16 protein-coding genes and 2 pseudogenes are annotated in these 15,505 nt (G+C 66.2%); 10 read left to right on the forward strand and 8 right to left on the reverse strand.

Annotation, left to right across the window (positions count from 1 at the left end; all coding sequences use genetic code 11):
* Positions 1-121 precede the first annotated feature (121 nt).
* The 3 genes and pseudogenes from SBP02_RS20925 to SBP02_RS10660 all read left to right on the forward strand — a co-directional run.
* Positions 122-1,189 (forward strand): annotated as a pseudogene (locus tag SBP02_RS20925) (PDC sensor domain-containing protein); the annotation flags it as partial.
* Positions 1,190-1,522: 333 nt separating this feature from the next.
* A pseudogene (locus SBP02_RS20930) lies at positions 1,523-2,047 on the forward strand (methyl-accepting chemotaxis protein); the annotation flags it as partial.
* A gap of 118 nt (positions 2,048-2,165) precedes the next feature.
* The gene (locus SBP02_RS10660) at positions 2,166-2,762 is read left to right on the forward strand and encodes an NADPH-dependent FMN reductase (protein WP_318641422.1); all 597 of its coding nucleotides are present in this window, start codon (positions 2,166-2,168) and stop codon (positions 2,760-2,762) included.
* 18 nt (positions 2,763-2,780) lie between these two features.
* Here SBP02_RS10660 and SBP02_RS10665 read toward each other — a convergent pair whose 3' ends face one another.
* The 4 genes from SBP02_RS10665 to SBP02_RS10680 are packed head-to-tail and all read right to left on the reverse strand — an operon-like array spanning position 2,781 to position 5,385.
* A complete protein-coding gene (locus tag SBP02_RS10665; protein ID WP_318641424.1) occupies positions 2,781-4,115 on the reverse strand; it encodes a sensor histidine kinase in 1,335 nt (444 codons plus the stop codon).
* Positions 4,112-4,780 carry a response regulator transcription factor gene (locus tag SBP02_RS10670; RefSeq protein WP_318641426.1) on the reverse strand — a complete coding sequence of 223 codons (669 nt, stop codon included), beginning with the start codon at positions 4,778-4,780 and terminating at the stop codon, positions 4,112-4,114. Before SBP02_RS10670 ends, SBP02_RS10665 begins: the two co-directional genes overlap by 4 nt.
* On the reverse strand, positions 4,781-5,077 hold the full coding sequence (locus SBP02_RS10675; RefSeq protein ID WP_318641428.1) for a PepSY domain-containing protein: 297 nt from the start codon (positions 5,075-5,077) through the stop codon (positions 4,781-4,783).
* The gene (locus tag SBP02_RS10680; protein ID WP_318641430.1) at positions 5,077-5,385 is read right to left on the reverse strand and encodes a PepSY domain-containing protein; all 309 of its coding nucleotides are present in this window, start codon (positions 5,383-5,385) and stop codon (positions 5,077-5,079) included. The genes SBP02_RS10675 and SBP02_RS10680 overlap by 1 nt, the downstream gene beginning before the upstream one ends.
* Positions 5,386-5,580: 195 nt before the next feature.
* Between SBP02_RS10680 and SBP02_RS10685 the strand changes: the two genes are divergently transcribed.
* Both SBP02_RS10685 and SBP02_RS10690 read left to right on the forward strand, forming a co-directional pair.
* A complete protein-coding gene (locus SBP02_RS10685) occupies positions 5,581-6,660 on the forward strand; it encodes a patatin-like phospholipase domain-containing protein (protein ID WP_318641432.1) in 1,080 nt (359 codons plus the stop codon).
* A 59-nt stretch (positions 6,661-6,719) separates the two neighbouring features.
* Positions 6,720-7,562 (forward strand): hypothetical protein, encoded by an 843-nt coding sequence (locus SBP02_RS10690; protein WP_318641434.1) that lies wholly within the window; start codon positions 6,720-6,722, stop codon positions 7,560-7,562.
* Between the two features lie 109 nt (positions 7,563-7,671).
* Here the strand turns inward: SBP02_RS10690 and SBP02_RS10695 are convergent, their stop codons facing one another.
* Positions 7,672-8,340, reverse strand: coding sequence for a hypothetical protein (locus SBP02_RS10695; RefSeq protein WP_318641436.1), 669 nt, complete (start codon positions 8,338-8,340; stop codon positions 7,672-7,674).
* 552 nt (positions 8,341-8,892) lie between these two features.
* On the opposite strand from SBP02_RS10695, the gene SBP02_RS10700 reads away from it, so the two are divergent.
* The 4 genes from SBP02_RS10700 to SBP02_RS10715 all read left to right on the forward strand — a co-directional run bounded on the left by SBP02_RS10700 (position 8,893) and on the right by SBP02_RS10715 (position 11,758).
* Positions 8,893-9,162 (forward strand): hypothetical protein, encoded by a 270-nt coding sequence (locus SBP02_RS10700; RefSeq protein WP_318641438.1) that lies wholly within the window; start codon positions 8,893-8,895, stop codon positions 9,160-9,162.
* Between the two features lie 169 nt (positions 9,163-9,331).
* Entirely contained in the window at positions 9,332-10,324 is a 993-nt protein-coding gene (locus SBP02_RS10705) for a GlxA family transcriptional regulator (protein ID WP_318641440.1), read from the forward strand.
* 14 nt (positions 10,325-10,338) lie between these two features.
* Entirely contained in the window at positions 10,339-10,578 is a 240-nt protein-coding gene (locus SBP02_RS10710) for a DUF1272 domain-containing protein (protein WP_318641442.1), read from the forward strand.
* A 13-nt stretch (positions 10,579-10,591) separates the two neighbouring features.
* Entirely contained in the window at positions 10,592-11,758 is a 1,167-nt protein-coding gene (locus tag SBP02_RS10715; protein ID WP_318646329.1) for an MFS transporter, read from the forward strand.
* A 30-nt stretch (positions 11,759-11,788) separates the two neighbouring features.
* Here the strand turns inward: SBP02_RS10715 and SBP02_RS10720 are convergent, their stop codons facing one another.
* The 3 genes from SBP02_RS10720 to nfuA form a co-directional block, all read right to left on the reverse strand.
* Positions 11,789-12,748, reverse strand: a complete 960-nt coding sequence (locus SBP02_RS10720; protein ID WP_318641444.1) for a sensor domain-containing diguanylate cyclase — start codon at positions 12,746-12,748, stop codon at positions 11,789-11,791.
* Between the two features lie 2 nt (positions 12,749-12,750).
* On the reverse strand, positions 12,751-13,713 hold the full coding sequence (locus tag SBP02_RS10725; protein ID WP_369959302.1) for a response regulator: 963 nt from the start codon (positions 13,711-13,713) through the stop codon (positions 12,751-12,753).
* 178 nt (positions 13,714-13,891) lie between these two features.
* Positions 13,892-14,476 carry a Fe-S biogenesis protein NfuA gene (gene nfuA / locus SBP02_RS10730; RefSeq protein ID WP_318641448.1) on the reverse strand — a complete coding sequence of 195 codons (585 nt, stop codon included), beginning with the start codon at positions 14,474-14,476 and terminating at the stop codon, positions 13,892-13,894.
* Positions 14,477-14,617: 141 nt separating this feature from the next.
* Between nfuA and SBP02_RS10735 the strand changes: the two genes are divergently transcribed.
* Positions 14,618-15,409 carry a DUF1223 domain-containing protein gene (locus SBP02_RS10735; RefSeq protein WP_318641450.1) on the forward strand — a complete coding sequence of 264 codons (792 nt, stop codon included), beginning with the start codon at positions 14,618-14,620 and terminating at the stop codon, positions 15,407-15,409.
* The last annotated feature ends 96 nt before the right edge of the window (positions 15,410-15,505 follow it).

The following is a 15,505-nucleotide window of genomic DNA, read 5'->3' on the forward strand; positions in this document are numbered from 1 at the left end:
GCAGTCCACACGCAGCGCCGCGTTGGTGCGCGATTCCAGCAGCGCCATGCTCAAGGACAGCGCCAAGCTGCGCCTGCAGGCCCGGGGCGAGCTGCAGGCGATCCGCATCCAGCGCTACTTCATGGATGCCTACCAGTACGGCAAGGGCTTTTCCCGGCAGATCCTGTTCCTCCGTGACCAGGCCGAGAAGCGCTTCCTCGATGCCTTCGACCTGCGCGAAGACCTGACCCGCCAGGTACGCAGCAGCCTGGAGGCCAACCCGGCCCTGCTCGGCCTCTACCTGGTGTTCGAGCCCAATGCCCTGGACGGCAAGGACGAGCTGTTCGCCGAGCAGGCCGAACTGGGCAGCAACGACCAGGGGCGCTTCTCGCTGTACTGGGCACAGCCCTCGCCGGGCCAGCTGGAGTCCGTGTCGATGAACGAGGAGATGCTCGGCGACACCAAGATCGGCCCCAGCGGCGAGCCCTACAACGCCTGGTACACCTGCCCGCGCGACAGTCGCAAGACCTGTGTGCTGGAGCCCTACTTCGACGAGGTCGGCGGCAAGCGGGTACTGATGACCAGCATCGCCTTCCCCCTGGAGCTGGACGGCAAGGTGATCGGCGTCATGGGTGTGGACATCAGCCTGGACAGCCTGCAGCAGCTGAGCCAGGAGGCCAATCGCGACCTCTACGCGGGCGCAGGCCATATCAGCATCTTCAGCCCCGCGGCGCTGCTGGCCGGTCACAGCCGCGATGCCGGCGCGCTCGGTAGCTCGGTCGACAAGGCCTATGGCGAGTTTGCCGCCGAGTTGCGCCCACTGATCAACAGCGGCGACCAAGCAGAGCTGCAGCACGGCGATATGATGCGCGTGCTGCAGCCCTTCAAGCCGATCCCCACAGCCGAACCCTGGAGTGTGCTGCTGGAGGTGCCCGAGCAGGTCCTGCTCGGCCCGGCCCTGCAACTGGAGCAGCAACTCGACGCCCAGCGCACCGCCGATAGCAGCCTGAGCCTGCTGATCGGCCTGGCCGCGGTCGTTGCCGGCCTGCTGCTGATGTGGCTGACCGCCCGCGGCGTGACTCGGCCGATCCTCGGCGTGGCCGCCATGCTCGAGGACATCGCCAGCGGCGAAGGCGACCTGACCCGACGCCTGGACTACGGCAAGCAGGACGAGCTGGGCGAGCTGGCCGGCTGGTTCAACCGCTTCCTCGACAGGCTGCAGCCGGTGATCGCCGACGTCAAACGCAGCGTGCAGGATGCCCGGGGCACCGCCGACCAGTCGGCCGCCATCGCCAGCCAGACCAGCGCCGGCATGCAGCAGCAGTTCCGCGAGGTCGATCAGGTCGCCACCGCCTTCCAGGAGATGAGCGCCACCGCCCAGGACGTCGCGCACAACGCCGCCCAGGCCGCCGAAGCCGCGCGCAGCGCCGATCAGGCCAGCCGCGAAGGCCTCGGAGTGATCGATCAGACCACCGCCTCCATCGAACGGCTGGCCAGCGCCATGAGCCAGGCCATGCAGGAGGTCGAGGGCCTGGCCAGCAGCAGCGAGCAGATCGGCTCGGTGCTGGAGGTGATCCGCTCGATCGCCGAACAGACCAACCTGCTGGCACTCAACGCCGCCATCGAGGCGGCCCGCGCCAGCGAGGCCGGCCGCGGCTTCGCCGTGGTCGCCGATGAGGTGCGCAACCTGGCCAAGCGCACCCAGGACTCGGTGGAGGAGATCCGCCAGGTGATCGAGGGCCTGCAGAGCGGCACCCGCGAGGTGGTCAGCAGCATGCACAGCAGCCACCGCCAGGCCCAGGGCAGTGTCGAGCAGGTCGAACAGGCGGTCGCCGCCCTGCAGCGCATCGGCCAGGCGGTCAGCGTGATCACCGACATGAACCTGCAGATCGCCAGCGCCGCCGAGGAACAGAGCTCGGTGGCCGAGGAGATCAACCGCAACGTCGCCTCGATCCGCGACGTCACCGAAGCCATCTCCAGCCAGGCCGACGAATCGGCGCAGGTCAGTCAGAACCTCAATCGCCTGGCCAACCACCAGCAGAGCCTGATGGATCAGTTCCGCGTCTGAAGTTGCGCCTGCAGACTGGTGTACAGGCTCCTTGCCATGGGCCTGTACACCTGGCCCGGCCCTTGCCGTCTGGGCCAGCCGCCGCTAGCCTGGGCGCTTTAACTTCAGGGATAGCAAAATGCTGAATATCGCTCTAGTGGCCGGCTCCAGCCGCAGCAATAGCCAGTCAGGCAAGGTCGCCCGTTTTCTCCGCCAGCGTCTGCTGCAATTGGAGCTGGTCGATCAGGACTCCAGCAGCCTGATCGATCTGGGCCTCGCCCCGTTGCCGCTGTGGCCCGCCGAGGATAGCGGCCCCTGGGGCCTCTACCAGCAGCAGCTGCAAGCGGCCGATGCCGTGCTGATCGTCGCCCCGGAGTGGAATGGCATGGCCTGCCCGGCGATCAAGAACTTCTTCATCTACGCCGGCAAGAGCGAACTGGCGCACAAGCCCGCGCTGCTGGTCGGCGTCTCCGCGGGAGTAGGTGGCGCCTACCCGATCAGCGAGCTGCGGGCCTCCAGCTACAAGAACTGCCGGCTCTGCTACCTGCCCGAGCACCTGATCGTGCGCCATGTCGAGAGCGTGCTGAACGGCCCCGAGCCTGCCGACGAGGACGACCTTCGCCTGCGTGCCCGCATCGACTATGACCTGGACATCCTGGCCAAGTACGCCTGGGCTCTGAGGCCGGTGCGTGAAAGCATCGACCTGGACAACCGGGCCTTCGCCAACGGCATGTGACGGCACCATGGCCGCCGCTCAAGCCCGGCGGCCGACCTCCGCCCCTAGCGGCAGCTCGATGCGCACACCCAGACCGCCCAGGTCGCTTTCGTGCAGCTCCAGGCGTCCTTCCCAGGCCTCGACTATGTCGCGGACTATGCCCAGGCCCAACCCATGCCCGCTGACCTGCTCATCCAGGCGGGTGCCGCGGCTCAGCACCTCATGGCGGCGCGCAGCGGCGATACCCGGGCCGTCGTCGTCGATCCTGAACCGATAACCCGTCGCCATCGCCTCGATACGCAGCCGTACCCGGCGCCGCGCCCATTTGCAGGCGTTGTCCAGCAGATTGCCGAGCAGCTCCAGCACATCCTCCCGGTCCCAGGGCAGACGCAAGCCCGGCGGCGCCTGCCAGTCCAGCGCCAGCCCGCGGTCGTGGATCATCTCCAGGGTGCCGAACAAGCCCGGCAGCTCTCGCTCGCAGTCGAACTGCGCACCGGGCAGGACCTCGCCGGCCAGGCGTGCGCGCCCCAGTTCACGCGCCAAGCGCTGCTCAATCTGCTGCAGCTGTTCGAGCAGGTTGGCGCGCAACTCGCTTGCAGGTGGCAACTCGTCACGGCCAACCAGGCTGAGCAACACCGCCAGGGGCGTCTTCAGCGCGTGCCCGAGGTTGCCCAAGGCGTGGCGCGAACGCCTCAGGCTGTCTTCGGTGTGGGCCAGCAGGCGATTGATCTGTGTCACCAGCGGCTCCAGCTCCCGCGGGACCTGGCTGTCCAGCTGGCTGCGCAGACCTTGCTGCAACTGGGCGATCTGCAGGCGGACCTGCTCCAGGGGCTGCAGCGCACGCCGGACAGCCAGGCGCTGCAGCAGCAGAATCAACAGCAAGGCGCCCAACCCCAGCCCCAGTCCGATCCATTGCAGGCGCCGAAAGTTCTGCAGCACCGGGGTGTAGTCCCGCGCCACGAGGATGCTCAAGGGCTGGCCGAAGCGTCGGTAGTCGCCCCTGTAGGTCAGCAGCAACTGACCGCGCGGCCCCTCGCCCAGCTCGGCCTGCTGCCCGGGCTCGGACGCCGGCTGCAAGCCATGATCCCAGAGCGAGCGCGAGCGCCAGCTGCGCTCGGCGAAGTCGATACGAAAGTAGGAGCCGGAATACGGCCGCTGATAGGCCATAGCGAGGCGACGCCTGTCCAGTTGAACCCCCTCGGGGCCGCGGACCAGGGCGATCAGCAGGGACTCGGCCTCGTCCTGCAGACCCGCCTGCAGGTAGCGGCGCAGGCTGTGGTCGAACAGCCACAGGCTGGCCTGCGCCAACAACAGCCCGGCGACCAGCAGGATAGCCGCCAGGCCCAGGGTCAGGCGGCGCTGAATCGAATTCAAGAGGCCGGCCCGGCGAAGCGATAGCCCTGGCCGCGACGCGTCTCGATCACCTCGCGCCCCAGCTTGCGGCGCAGATGGTTGACGTGCACCTCGATGACATTCGAGTCGCGCTCGCTCTCGCCATCGTAGAGGTGCTCGGCCAGGCGGCTCTTCGACAGTACCTGCCCGGCATGCAGCATGAAGTAGCGCAGCAGGCGGAACTCCACGGCGCTCAGGGCGATTTCCTCGGCTCCATGCCTGACGCTCTGCTGGCACTCATCCAGTTGCAGTCCGGCGACCCTCAGCGGTGCGCCATTGGCCAGGCCGTGGGCCCGACGCAACAACGCCTGAATGCGCAGTTGCAGCTCCTGGGGGTGAAACGGCTTGCTCAGGTAATCATCGGCACCGGCTTGCAGCCCCTCGATGCGCTCGGCCCAGGCGCCCCGCGCGGTGAGGACCAGCACCGGCGTCGCCAGGCTGGCCGCGCGCCACGCCGCGAGCACCTCGAGGCCGGACATGCCCGGCAAGCCCAGGTCGAGGATAATCAGGTCGTAGGGCTCACAGCGTCCCTGAACCAGGGCATCGCGTCCGTCCGCCAGCCAATCCACCGCATAGCCCTGGCGCTCCAGGGCGGCGAGCAGCTCGTCGGCCAGCGGTACGTGGTCCTCAACCAGTAACAGACGCATTCAGTCGTCTTCCTCATCCTTCAGGATGCGCCCGTCGCGCGCGTCCAGTTCCACTTCGCGTACCTGGCCCTCGGCGGTCAGCAGCTCGACCTCATAGACCAGAGCGTCTCCCTCCCGTTCCAATTCCGCCTCGAGCAAGGTGGCCCCGGGGTGGCGCTGCCAGACCTGCAGCAGCAAGTGCTCGAGAGGCTGTATCACGCCGGCCAGGCGCAGGCGCAGGGCTTCGTCCTGATCCAGATCCCCGGCACTGGCGGCAACGGCCACCAGCGCCAGGCCCAAGGCCAGCAGCCGGCTCATCAATCGTCCTGTCGATTCTTGAGGACTTCACCGCTGCCCGCGTCCAGCTCCAGGTCCCACTTCAGGCCCTGCGGATCGCGCACCTCGACCTGGTAGACATAACGGCCGTACTCTTCTTCCAACTCGCTTTCCTCGATCTTGCCCCCCCGGTACTGGGCCAGGGCCAGGGCGTCGAGGCGGTCGAACGCCAGGATGCTGCCGGCGTCATGCAGTTGGAGAATTTCCGCTGGTGCCAGGTCACGGGCCTGGGCCATCCCAGCTACGGTGGCCAGGGCAGAGAAGGCGAATAGCGCGGTCAGTGTTTTCATGTTCAAGCTCCTTGAGAGAATTGCCTTTCGACCCGGGCTAGCCTACGCCGGCTAGCTTAATTCAAGCTGAAGCGGCCCGCCGCCCTGGCCGCGCCGCCCATTGCTCGCAGCCCTGCCCCATCATTCACGGGCTGAAGGGCATTGGCCAGGCCTCTCTGGACCCTATAATCGCGGTCCTGCCTGACGGAGACGAACATGAGCGCGATTCACATCAAGTCCCCTGCCCTGACCATCAAGGCCGGCACCCGGGCCTTGGCGCGCATTCGCCAGCGCGGCCTGCAGCCGGCAGATGTCGGCATTCTCCCCGGCGCCGCCGGTGGGCCCAAGGCCCTCGGCATTCAAGGCCTGGACCTGGCGCTGTTCGGCGAGTGGCTGCCGCGCGCCCCGCGCGAGCGCGCGCTGATCGGCGCCTCTATCGGCTCCTGGCGCTTCGCCAGCGTCTGCCTGAGCGATGCCGCCGCCAGCCTGCGCCGCCTGGGCGAGCTGTATACCGAGCAGCAGTTCGTCAAAGGCGTGAGCATGGCCGAGGTCTCCCACAGCTGCCGGCAGATGCTCGAGCAACTGCTGGAGGGGCGGGACGCCCAGATTCTGGACAACCCCCACTACCGCCTGAACATCATGGTGGTACGCAGCCAGGGCCTGCTCCAGCACGACCATCGTGCAGCCCTGGGGCTGGGCCTGTCCGCCGTGATCGGCAACAACCTGCTGGGCCGGCCACGCCTGGCCCGGCATTTCGAGCGGATCATCCTGCATGACGCCCGCCAGGCACCGCCCTTGGCCGCCCTGGCGGACTTCCCTTCACGCTGTCTGCCGCTGGACCGGCACAACCTGCGCCACGCCCTGCTCGCCTCCGGCTCCATACCCATGATCATGCAAGGCGTGCGCGATATTCCCGGCGTCGGCCCCGGCACCTATCGCGACGGCGGCCTGCTCGACTACCACCTCGACCTCCCCTACAGCGGCGGCGACATCGTGCTGTACCCGCATTTCACCGACCGGGTCATACCCGGCTGGTTCGACAAAGGCATGCCCTGGCGCCGCGGCGACGGCCAACGCCTGCAGGACGTACTGCTTCTCTCTCCCTCGCCCGAGTACCTGGCGCGCTTGCCCCATGGCAAACTGCCCGACCGCAAGGATTTCACCCGCTACCAGGGTAACGACGCCGGACGCCGGCGTTACTGGCGCCAGGCCATGGACGAGAGCCGACGTCTCGGCGACGAGTTCCTCGAACTGGCGGATGGCGGCGGGTTGGCCGAGCGCATTCAACCCCTATGAACGGCTGCGCCGCCGGTGGGCGGCTAGCCTGAGCACTACTTGACCAAGGAAGGATCGACATGAAACTGGCAGTCGCCATCATCCACGGCATCGGCACCCAACCCGATCTGCGCGACGGCGATGGGCAGCATGTATTCGCCCAGGAGCTGATCGCCGGACTGCGCCGCCGCCTGGGCGTCGAGGCCGACCAGGTGGCCTTTCAGACCCTGTACTGGGCCAGTGTGCTGGACAGGCGTCAACTGGCCTACCTCGAGCAGCTGCGCGGCCAACCGGTCCGCTGGCGCTGGCTGCGGCGCATCGTCACCCTGTTCCTCGGCGACGCCAGCGGTTATCGCCAGGTCAGCCAGGCCTACGACACCACCTACGAAGAGGTCCACCAGTGCCTGCGCAGCGGCCTGAACCGCCTGCGCGCCCGGGTCGATGCCACGACGCCCTTGGTGGTCCTGGCCCATTCGCTGGGTGGCCATATCTTTTCCAATTTCGTCTGGGATCAGCAGCGCATCAACCGGACCTCGAGCTGCCCCCATGACCCCTTTCTGGGCCTGGAGACCCTGACCGGGTTGATCACCTTCGGCTGCAACATTCCCTTGTTCACCTTCGCCTACGACCCGGTGGTGCCGATCCGCTTTCCCGGACATTGCCTGAGCGATGCGGTACGCGAGCAGGCGCGCTGGCTGAATCTCTATGCGCCGGCCGACATTCTCGGTTACCCGCTGCGCCCGATAGCGAACTATGCCAGGGTCGTCAGCGAAGACCGCGCCATGCCCGTGGGCCCCTGGTATAAGCGGCATACGCCGATGAGCCATCTCGCGTATTGGCAAGACAGGAACTTTCACCGCTATGTAGCGAACTACCTGCGACAGCTGTTATCCCGCTGTCCCAGTCCCAACAGTTCCACCTGAGAGCGCGCAAAACGAAGCGCCCCCGAACTCCTGTCGACAGAGTTCGGGGGCGCTATGCTTGAGCGGAATCGGTACGGTTTGCACCGGCCCGAAACTTAACGTCAGATCATTACCACGCAGCCAAGGCCGGATTGCGGGATACCGCAACAGCCGGCCGACTGTCCTTAGCGGTCTCACGCTTCTTCGCCCACTGGGTGAGCAGCACCATCGCGACGAAGCCGCCGACGATCATCACCGGGTAGGCGGCGAGGATTTCAGTCAGCGAGTACTTCCAGGACAGCGGGCGACCGACGCCCAGCATCGCGGCATAGAACCAGGAAACCCCCGACAGCGCACCGGCGAACAGGGCGAACAGGCGCATGCTGAAGTTCAACTCGAGCAGCGAGCCGGCCTTCTGCAGGGCGGGCAGCACCAGGCCGTGCAGCAGCATGCCGTTGAAGGTCAGCAGCATCACGATGGTGATCTTGGCCTGCAGCTTGGGGTTGAGCAGATAGGACAGGCCGTTGGCATTGATGTCGAGCCAGATGATGGCGATGCCACTGACCCAGAGTACCGCCAGCGCAGCGGACACGGACTTCTGCAGGCTCTCCATGTGCTGGCTGTCCTGCAGGTGGGATTTCCCCCCCTTGAACAATTCTTTGATCATCGCGAAATCGCTGCTCAGCACCATGCCGATGGCGACACAGCAAGCGATCAGGTGCGCATACACTATCCCTAGGCGCATAAACTCCATGGTGGTTTTTTGCTCGAAGAACGCAGCAATTATAGTCAGGTCCATGGGTGCCTCTTTCTTATAATCGGGTGAACCCGGCCGTCGAGTAGCCAGATTCATTTCTTACATTTGCAGTGAAGAAACGACTCCAGTGCAGCCTTATCGGTTTCAGTGAAGAAACATCAAATGCAGAACGGCCTGGCGAATGAACTTCTAATCATTCGATTTCCTCTTTCAACAGTAAAAAGCTCCCTCTGCACATGACTCGTGCCTGTGAGAAAAAGCTCCTGGGGTTTGCATGAAAGCGAGGCGAATGCCGCCGCCCTCGATTGGCTACTTTCTGAGCAGCAGAAGTCGAAATCGTTCAATTTCCACCCACTGACGCCGACGAACGGCGGAGCCCCTGCGGTAGCGCAACAGCCATCTCCGGCCCGAGACCAGGTTTTCCGGCCATTCCGACACCCACGACCGATTCCGCGACAGCTTCCGTGAACCAGTTGAACTTTTTTACCAGGCCATGTGACTTACTAGTCAGGATCGGTCATCAACACCTATGACCGGCCAGCGTGCAGCCACGCCGCTGTCCCTACACCTTTTGGGATCACCTCGGAGACCCCCATGAACGCCCCGTTGCGCTTCAACGAAGCCCTACTGATCGCCGACCGCGCCTTCAAACCCTTTCAATGTGTTGCCTGGTCCCCGCAAGACGGCAACGGCGAGCTGAGCCTGACGGTCATCGATCGCACCAGCACCCGCCTGCTCGGCCGTACCCAGCTGTCCAACAGCACCTACAGCGACCCGGAGAAACTGGCCAAGGTGTTGAAGACGTCCCGCGACGAGCTGAGCCGCCAAGGCTTCGACCTGGCGCCCTGGAGCATGCCGGAGTAACCCGCCGCCCCTGAGGGCACGGCCGCACGATCCCTGACTTCGCGGCCTCTGCCCTTGCCTTTCGTGCCCCGCTGCCTGTGGGGCAGTGGCAATATCCGTGGGGCCGTTGTCCTTGTTGCCACTTCCCGATTAAGCGCAGACTGCCTCCATCGCCCACCGAGAGTGCGCCATGGATGCCCTGAAAACCGTCGCCTGCCTGCTCTATCCGGACGTCATGAGCCTGGACGTCACCGGACCGCTGCAGGTCTTCGCCTCCGCCAATGTCGAACTGCGCCGCCAAGGTCGCGCCGAGGCCTACCGCCTGCTGGTATTGGCCGACGAGGCTGGCCCGGTGGCTACCTCCGCCGGCTTCCAACTGGTGGCCGAACGGGCCTGGCGCGACTGCGACCCGGCCGAGCTGGACACCCTGCTGGTGCCCGGCGGCCAGGGCCAGGCGGCCCAGTCTACCCATCAACCGCTGCTCGACTGGCTGAGGACGGCCGAAGCCAGGGTTCGCCGACTCGGTTCGGTCTGCTCCGGGGCCTTGATCCTGGCTGCCGCGGGGCTGCTCGATGGCCGCCGCGCCACCACCCACTGGGCCGACGTGGCGGCCCTGCGCCTTCACGCCGGCATCGAGGTGGATGGCGACCGTCTGCACACCTATGACCCTCTGGGCCGCGACGGTGACGCCCATGTCTTCACCTCGGCCGGAGTAACCGCCGGCATCGATCTGGCCCTGGCCCTGGTCGAAGCCGACCTCGGCCGACCGCTGGCCCTCGCCGTGGCCCGCCGCCTGGTGATGTTCCTGCGCCGCCCCGGCGGTCAGGCGCAGTTCAGCGCACTGCTCACCCCGGATGCCAACCAGACGCCACGCCTGCTGAGCCTGCTGGAGTGGATGGCGCAGAACCTGAGCGCCGACCTGTCGCTGGAGACCCTGGCCGAGCGCGCCAACCTGTCAGCGCGCAGCCTGTCGCGCCTGTTCGTGCGAGAAACGGGCATGGGTCCGGGCCGCTACGTCGAGCAGTTGCGCCTGGACGCCGCCCGAGCCCTGCTGCAGGACAGCGGTGCCTCCATCGGCACCGTGGCCCGGCTGACCGGCTTTCGCCACCCGGAAAACCTGCGCCGCAGCTTCCACAAGCACTTGGCGGTGAGCCCGCAGGACTACGCCCAACGTTTCGCCTGAACCCAGGAGCTCCCATGCTGCAACTACGCCCCGGCTGCGAATGCTGCGACCGCGATCTGCCGCCCGAATCCCAGGACGCCATGATCTGTTCCTTCGAGTGCACCTTCTGCCGCGACTGCGCGCAAGGCCGCCTGCATGGCCACTGTCCCAACTGCGGCGGCGAACTGCTGCGCAGGCCGGTCCGCCCAGCGGACAAGCTCGCGCGCTTTCCCGCCACCAAAGACCGCATCCACAACCCCACCGGCTGCCCCTGAGAGTTTCGCCATGCTGCTACTGCGCAATCCCACCCTGCTGCGCCTGTTCCTCGCCCAAGCGCTGTTCTGGAGCTGTACCCTGATCGGCGTGACCCTGACCTCGCTGGTCGGGTTGCAACTGGCGCCGCTCAATATCCTGGCCACCCTGCCGTTGGCCCTGCTGGTGCTCGGCTACCTGCTGACGACTCAGCCCTTGTCTAATTTCATGCAGCGCCGCGGGCGGCGTGCCGGCCTGCTGCTCGGCGCCGGCGCCGGCGTGCTGGGCGGCCTGATCAGTGCCGCCGGAGTCTGGCTGGCCGACTTCGGCCTGTTCTGCCTGGGCTCGCTGATCCTCGGCATGTACCAGGCCTCGGCCATGTACTACCGCTTCGCCGCCCTGGAGGCGGTGGACACCGCCCATCAGGGGCGCGCCACCGCCTGGGTGGTGGGCGGTGGTCTGTGCGCCGCACTGCTGGCCCCCGAGCTGACCCTGTGGGCACGGGACGCGCTGGCCACGCCCTTCACCGGCGCTTATCTGGCGGTGGCCGCCCTGGCGGCCCTGGCCCTGCCGCTGCTCGCCGGCCTGCGCCAGGGCGCGCTGCCGCCGCGCAACGCCGGCGGTCTGCAGGCCATGCGCAGCCTGCTCGCCCGTCCCACGGTGCGCGCGGCCATGGCCACCACGGCCATCGGCCACGGTCTGATGATTCTGGTGATGAACGCCACGCCGCTGGCCATGAGCTTCTGCGGCCTGCCACTAGCAACCGGCGCCGAGGTGATCCGCTGGCATATGGTCGGCATGTTTCTGCCGGCCTTCGTCGCCGGGCCGCTGGTCGACCGCCTCGGCGCACGGCACGTGGCACTGCTCGGGGTCGCCCTGCTCGCCGCCAGTTCGGCCGTCGCCCTGACTGGCCAGCAGCAAGCGCACTTCCTGATTTCCTCGGTACTGCTGGGCATGGGCTGGAACCTGATGCTGGTGGCGGGTACCACCTTGCTCGGCCAGGGCCATGCCCCGGAGGAGCGCGGTCAGGCCCAGGCGCTGATGGAGCTGGGCAACGGCGCGGTGGCGGCCTGCGCCTCCTTCGCCTCGGGCGCGTTGATCAGCGGCCTGGGCTGGAACCCGGTGAACCTGGCCATGCTGCCGCTGCTCGCCCTGGTCCTGTTGGCCCTGGCCGGCGACAGGCGTCAAGCCCAACCGGCCTAGAGCGGCGCAAGGAGCCCCCAGACGCCTCGTTCAGGAGGCGCCGTAGACGCGCACCTGATTGCGTCCGCCCTGCTTCGCCGCATAGAGGGCATGGTCCGCCCATTCGATGAACTGCTGGTAATCGTTGCTGCGCGCAGAGAGATCGGCGACCCCAAGGCTGATGGTCACCGGGATCGACTGGCCGTCATGGTTCACCGTCATGGCCGCCACCGACTGGCGCAGGCGCTCGGCGAACAGTTTGGCGCCCTCGACGTCGGTGTCCGGCAGCAGCACGGCGAACTCCTCACCGCCATAGCGCCCTGCGGTGTCGGTGTTACGCACCTGGGCCTGAACCAGCTTGGCCACGCCCTGGATCACCTTGTCGCCAGCCGGGTGGCCAAAGCCGTCATTGACCCGTTTGAAATGATCGATGTCGAACATCACCAGCGCAGCCATGCTCTGATAACGCTGATGACGCGCATACTCCAGGCGCAAAACCTCTTCCCAGTGCCCCCGGTTGCTCAAGCCGGTGAGACGATCGGTACGCGACAGCCGCTGCAGCTCGCCGTTAGCGGCCTGCAATTGGCGCTTGTTGATCGCCACCTCGGTCACGTCGTAGATGATCACGCAGATATGCGTGACCTCACTGTTGGTCGCACGCAGGGGGATCAGCGTGACGTTCTGGTACATGTGGTCTTCCTGACCGGTGATCGGCTGGTAGTTCTTGAAGCGCACCAGGTAGGGCCGCTGCTCCCAGATGGTGAAAGCCGGCGTCCCCAGCAGGGTGACGGTCTCCAGCTTGTGGCGGAACCAGGCCTCGTCCACCTCGGGGAACACCGTGAAGAAGGACTGCAGGTGAACCTCGTCGGGCGGACGACCGGAATGGTTCTCCATGAAGCTGTTCCAGATTTCGATGCGGCACTCGCGATCCAGCATGACCACCCCGACATCGATGCTCTGCACGATCTCCATCAGCCTGTGAAAGTCGTTGAAGTCCAGCGGTGCGGTCATGGTCAGCTCATCAGGTAGGCGGTTTTGTGGGAGAGCCTGGCCACCGAGTCCTCGGTGAACAACAGCAGCAGGTCGAAGTGAATGTCATGGCCTTCCAGGCTGTAGCTGAGCTCGACCGCCAGGGTCTTCTTCCAGCGGCGCTGGTTGACGCGAATCAGCTCCTCGATGGACGAGTGCTGGCCCAGCACCACCGGATGCCCTTGGGAGAAGCTGACATCGAGCTGCTCGGCTATACCGCCCAAGCAGGCGCCGATCAGAATGCTGGCAAGGTCCAGCAACATCTCCAGCTCGCCTTCCTGATTGACCGGTTTCCAACGCATCAGCCGGGCCATGTCCCGCACTTCGGAGTCATGGAAGATCAGCAACGCCTCCCCCGCGATGCCGCTGCCGATATAGCCCTGGCACACCGCAGACAGCCGGTCGCCCTGCTGAGCATGGGCCAGGGCCATATGCAGCTCGCCAACCTCGAGGATATTGACGTTGGGGATCGGCAAGCGCACGAACACGTCGAGCAGCCTGGCCAACAGGGCCGCCGCCTGGCCCATCGCCACGTTCACCACCTCGCGAAAGGCATCGCGGAACTGCACGCTGGGCTCGGTGACCGCGGGTCGCCCTGCCAACTCATTCGACGGCTCGCCCAGCAGGCCATGGTCGAGCAAGGTACGCCGCAGTAGATCAGGCTCGACGGGCTTCTTCAGGAAGGCCAGCGCACCGAGTTCGTGGACTCGCCTGATCGCCTCGTCCTGGACGTCACCGGAAACGACGATGACCTGGGTATCGAGTGCTTCGGCGCGGAGCGCCGCCAGGACCTCATAACCGTCCATCTCGGGCATGGTCAGGTCGAGCAGGACCAGGTCGACGCTGCCCTGGCGGATGGCCTCGAGTCCCTCGCGGCCATTGGCTGCCTGCACCACGGTCACCGGCCAATCGGCAGGCAGTGCGCGGATCAGCTGTTTGCGCGCCATGTTTGAGTCATCACACACCAGCAACGAGGAAATCGGCAAGGTCGCGGGCTCTCTCAGTGGGCTAGATTGTTATTTCTGCGCAGCATAGCAGCAGCGCACTCGCCGATGCATAGCCTGTTTGGCCCCGCCTCTAAACGAAAAAGGCGACCCTGGGGTCGCCTTCTCTCGAGCTGCTGCCTCAGTAATAGGCATTTTCCTTGTTGCTGTGGTCGGTCACGTCGCGCACGCCCTTCAGCTCCGGAATACGCTGAAGCAAGGTCTTCTCGATGCCCTCCTTGAGGGTCAGGTCCGCCTGGCCGCAGCCCTGGCAACCGCCGCCGAATTGCAGCACGGCGATACCGTCGTCAACCACGTCGATCAGGCTGACCTGGCCGCCGTGGCTGGCCAGGCCCGGGTTGATCTCGGTCTGCAGGTAATAGTTGATGCGCTCGTTGAGCGGGCTGTCCTCGTTGACCATGGGCACCTTGGCATTCGGCGCCTTGATGGTCAGCTGGCCGCCCATGCGGTCGGTGGCGTAGTCGACCACGGCGTCCTCCAGGAACGGCTCGCTGACGGCGTCGATCCAGGCGGTGAAACTGGCCAGGGCCAGGGCGGTGTCCTCGGCCTTCTGCTCGCCCGGCTTGCAGTAGGCGATACAGGTCTCCGCATATTGGGTGCCCGGCTGGGTGATGAAGATGCGGATGCCGATGCCGGTGGTGTTCTGCTTGCTCAGCAGATCGGCCAGGTAATCGTGGGCGGCGTCAGTTATGGTGATGGTGCTCATGGCAACTCCTCGCAGACATGGGCGCAGTGTACGCCAAGCAGCCTCCCTCGATAAAGCCTGAGCGTTTCCGTCGGATAAGCTGTTGCAACAAGTGGCGCAGCGGCGAATCCAACGCTCAGGTTCCCGGAGTGAGTGCCCGTCATGAACAAGCTGCTGCCTGTCTTGGCCCTCGCCCTGCTGCTCGGCACTCCCCCAGCCCGTGCCGAAGGCGTGCTGCAGTTCAGCAGCGGCGTCACGGCCAACACCGTGCTGGAGCTCTACACCTCGCAGGGTTGCAGCTCCTGCCCGCCGGCCGACCGCTGGCTGTCGGGCTTGCGCGAACATCCGTCGCTGTGGAACGGCCTGATCCCTCTGGCCTTCCATGTCGACTACTGGGATCGCCTGGGATGGCCGGACCCCTTCGCCAATCCCGGACACAGTGCCCGTCAGCGTGCCTATTTCCGCATCGGCGCCAGCCGCAGCGTCTATACCCCGGGATTCATCCTGGCCGGACGCGAGTGGCACGGCTGGTTTCGCGGCCAGCCGCTGCCCCTGCCCGGTCCCGAGGAGGTCGGCAGCCTGACCCTGATGCTGGACGGTGACAGGCTGCGCCTGGCGTTCGTGCCCGGCCGGCCCGCACCACCCGGCCTGACCGCCCATGTCGCCCGCCTCGGCTTCGGTCTGCGCACCGAAGTGCGCCGCGGCGAGAACGCCGGCCGGCTGCTCGAACATGACTTCGTGGTGCTAAGCCTGCAACAGCTCGCCGCCCATGCAGCGAACCGCTGGCAGACGCGCGTGCACGACGAGCCACGTGGCGAGCGCCAGGCCATAGTCGCCTGGCTCAGCGCCCCGGGGCAGGTCGCCCCCTACCAGGCAGTCGGCGGCTGGTTGCCCACTCTGACAGGCCAGGACGATGGCCAGGCGAAACGGCCCGCTACCGAACCAGCGCCCTGAGAGACCGTTACGAGTACGGCCCCATCGATCCTCTGCAATACTCTGGATAGGAACAACGCGCTTTATTGGAGAAACCACCCGCCACGAAATAGGAGC

The sequence above is a fragment of the Pseudomonas benzenivorans genome (assembly GCF_033547155.1).
GTDB lineage: Bacteria > Pseudomonadota > Gammaproteobacteria > Pseudomonadales > Pseudomonadaceae > Aquipseudomonas > Aquipseudomonas benzenivorans_B.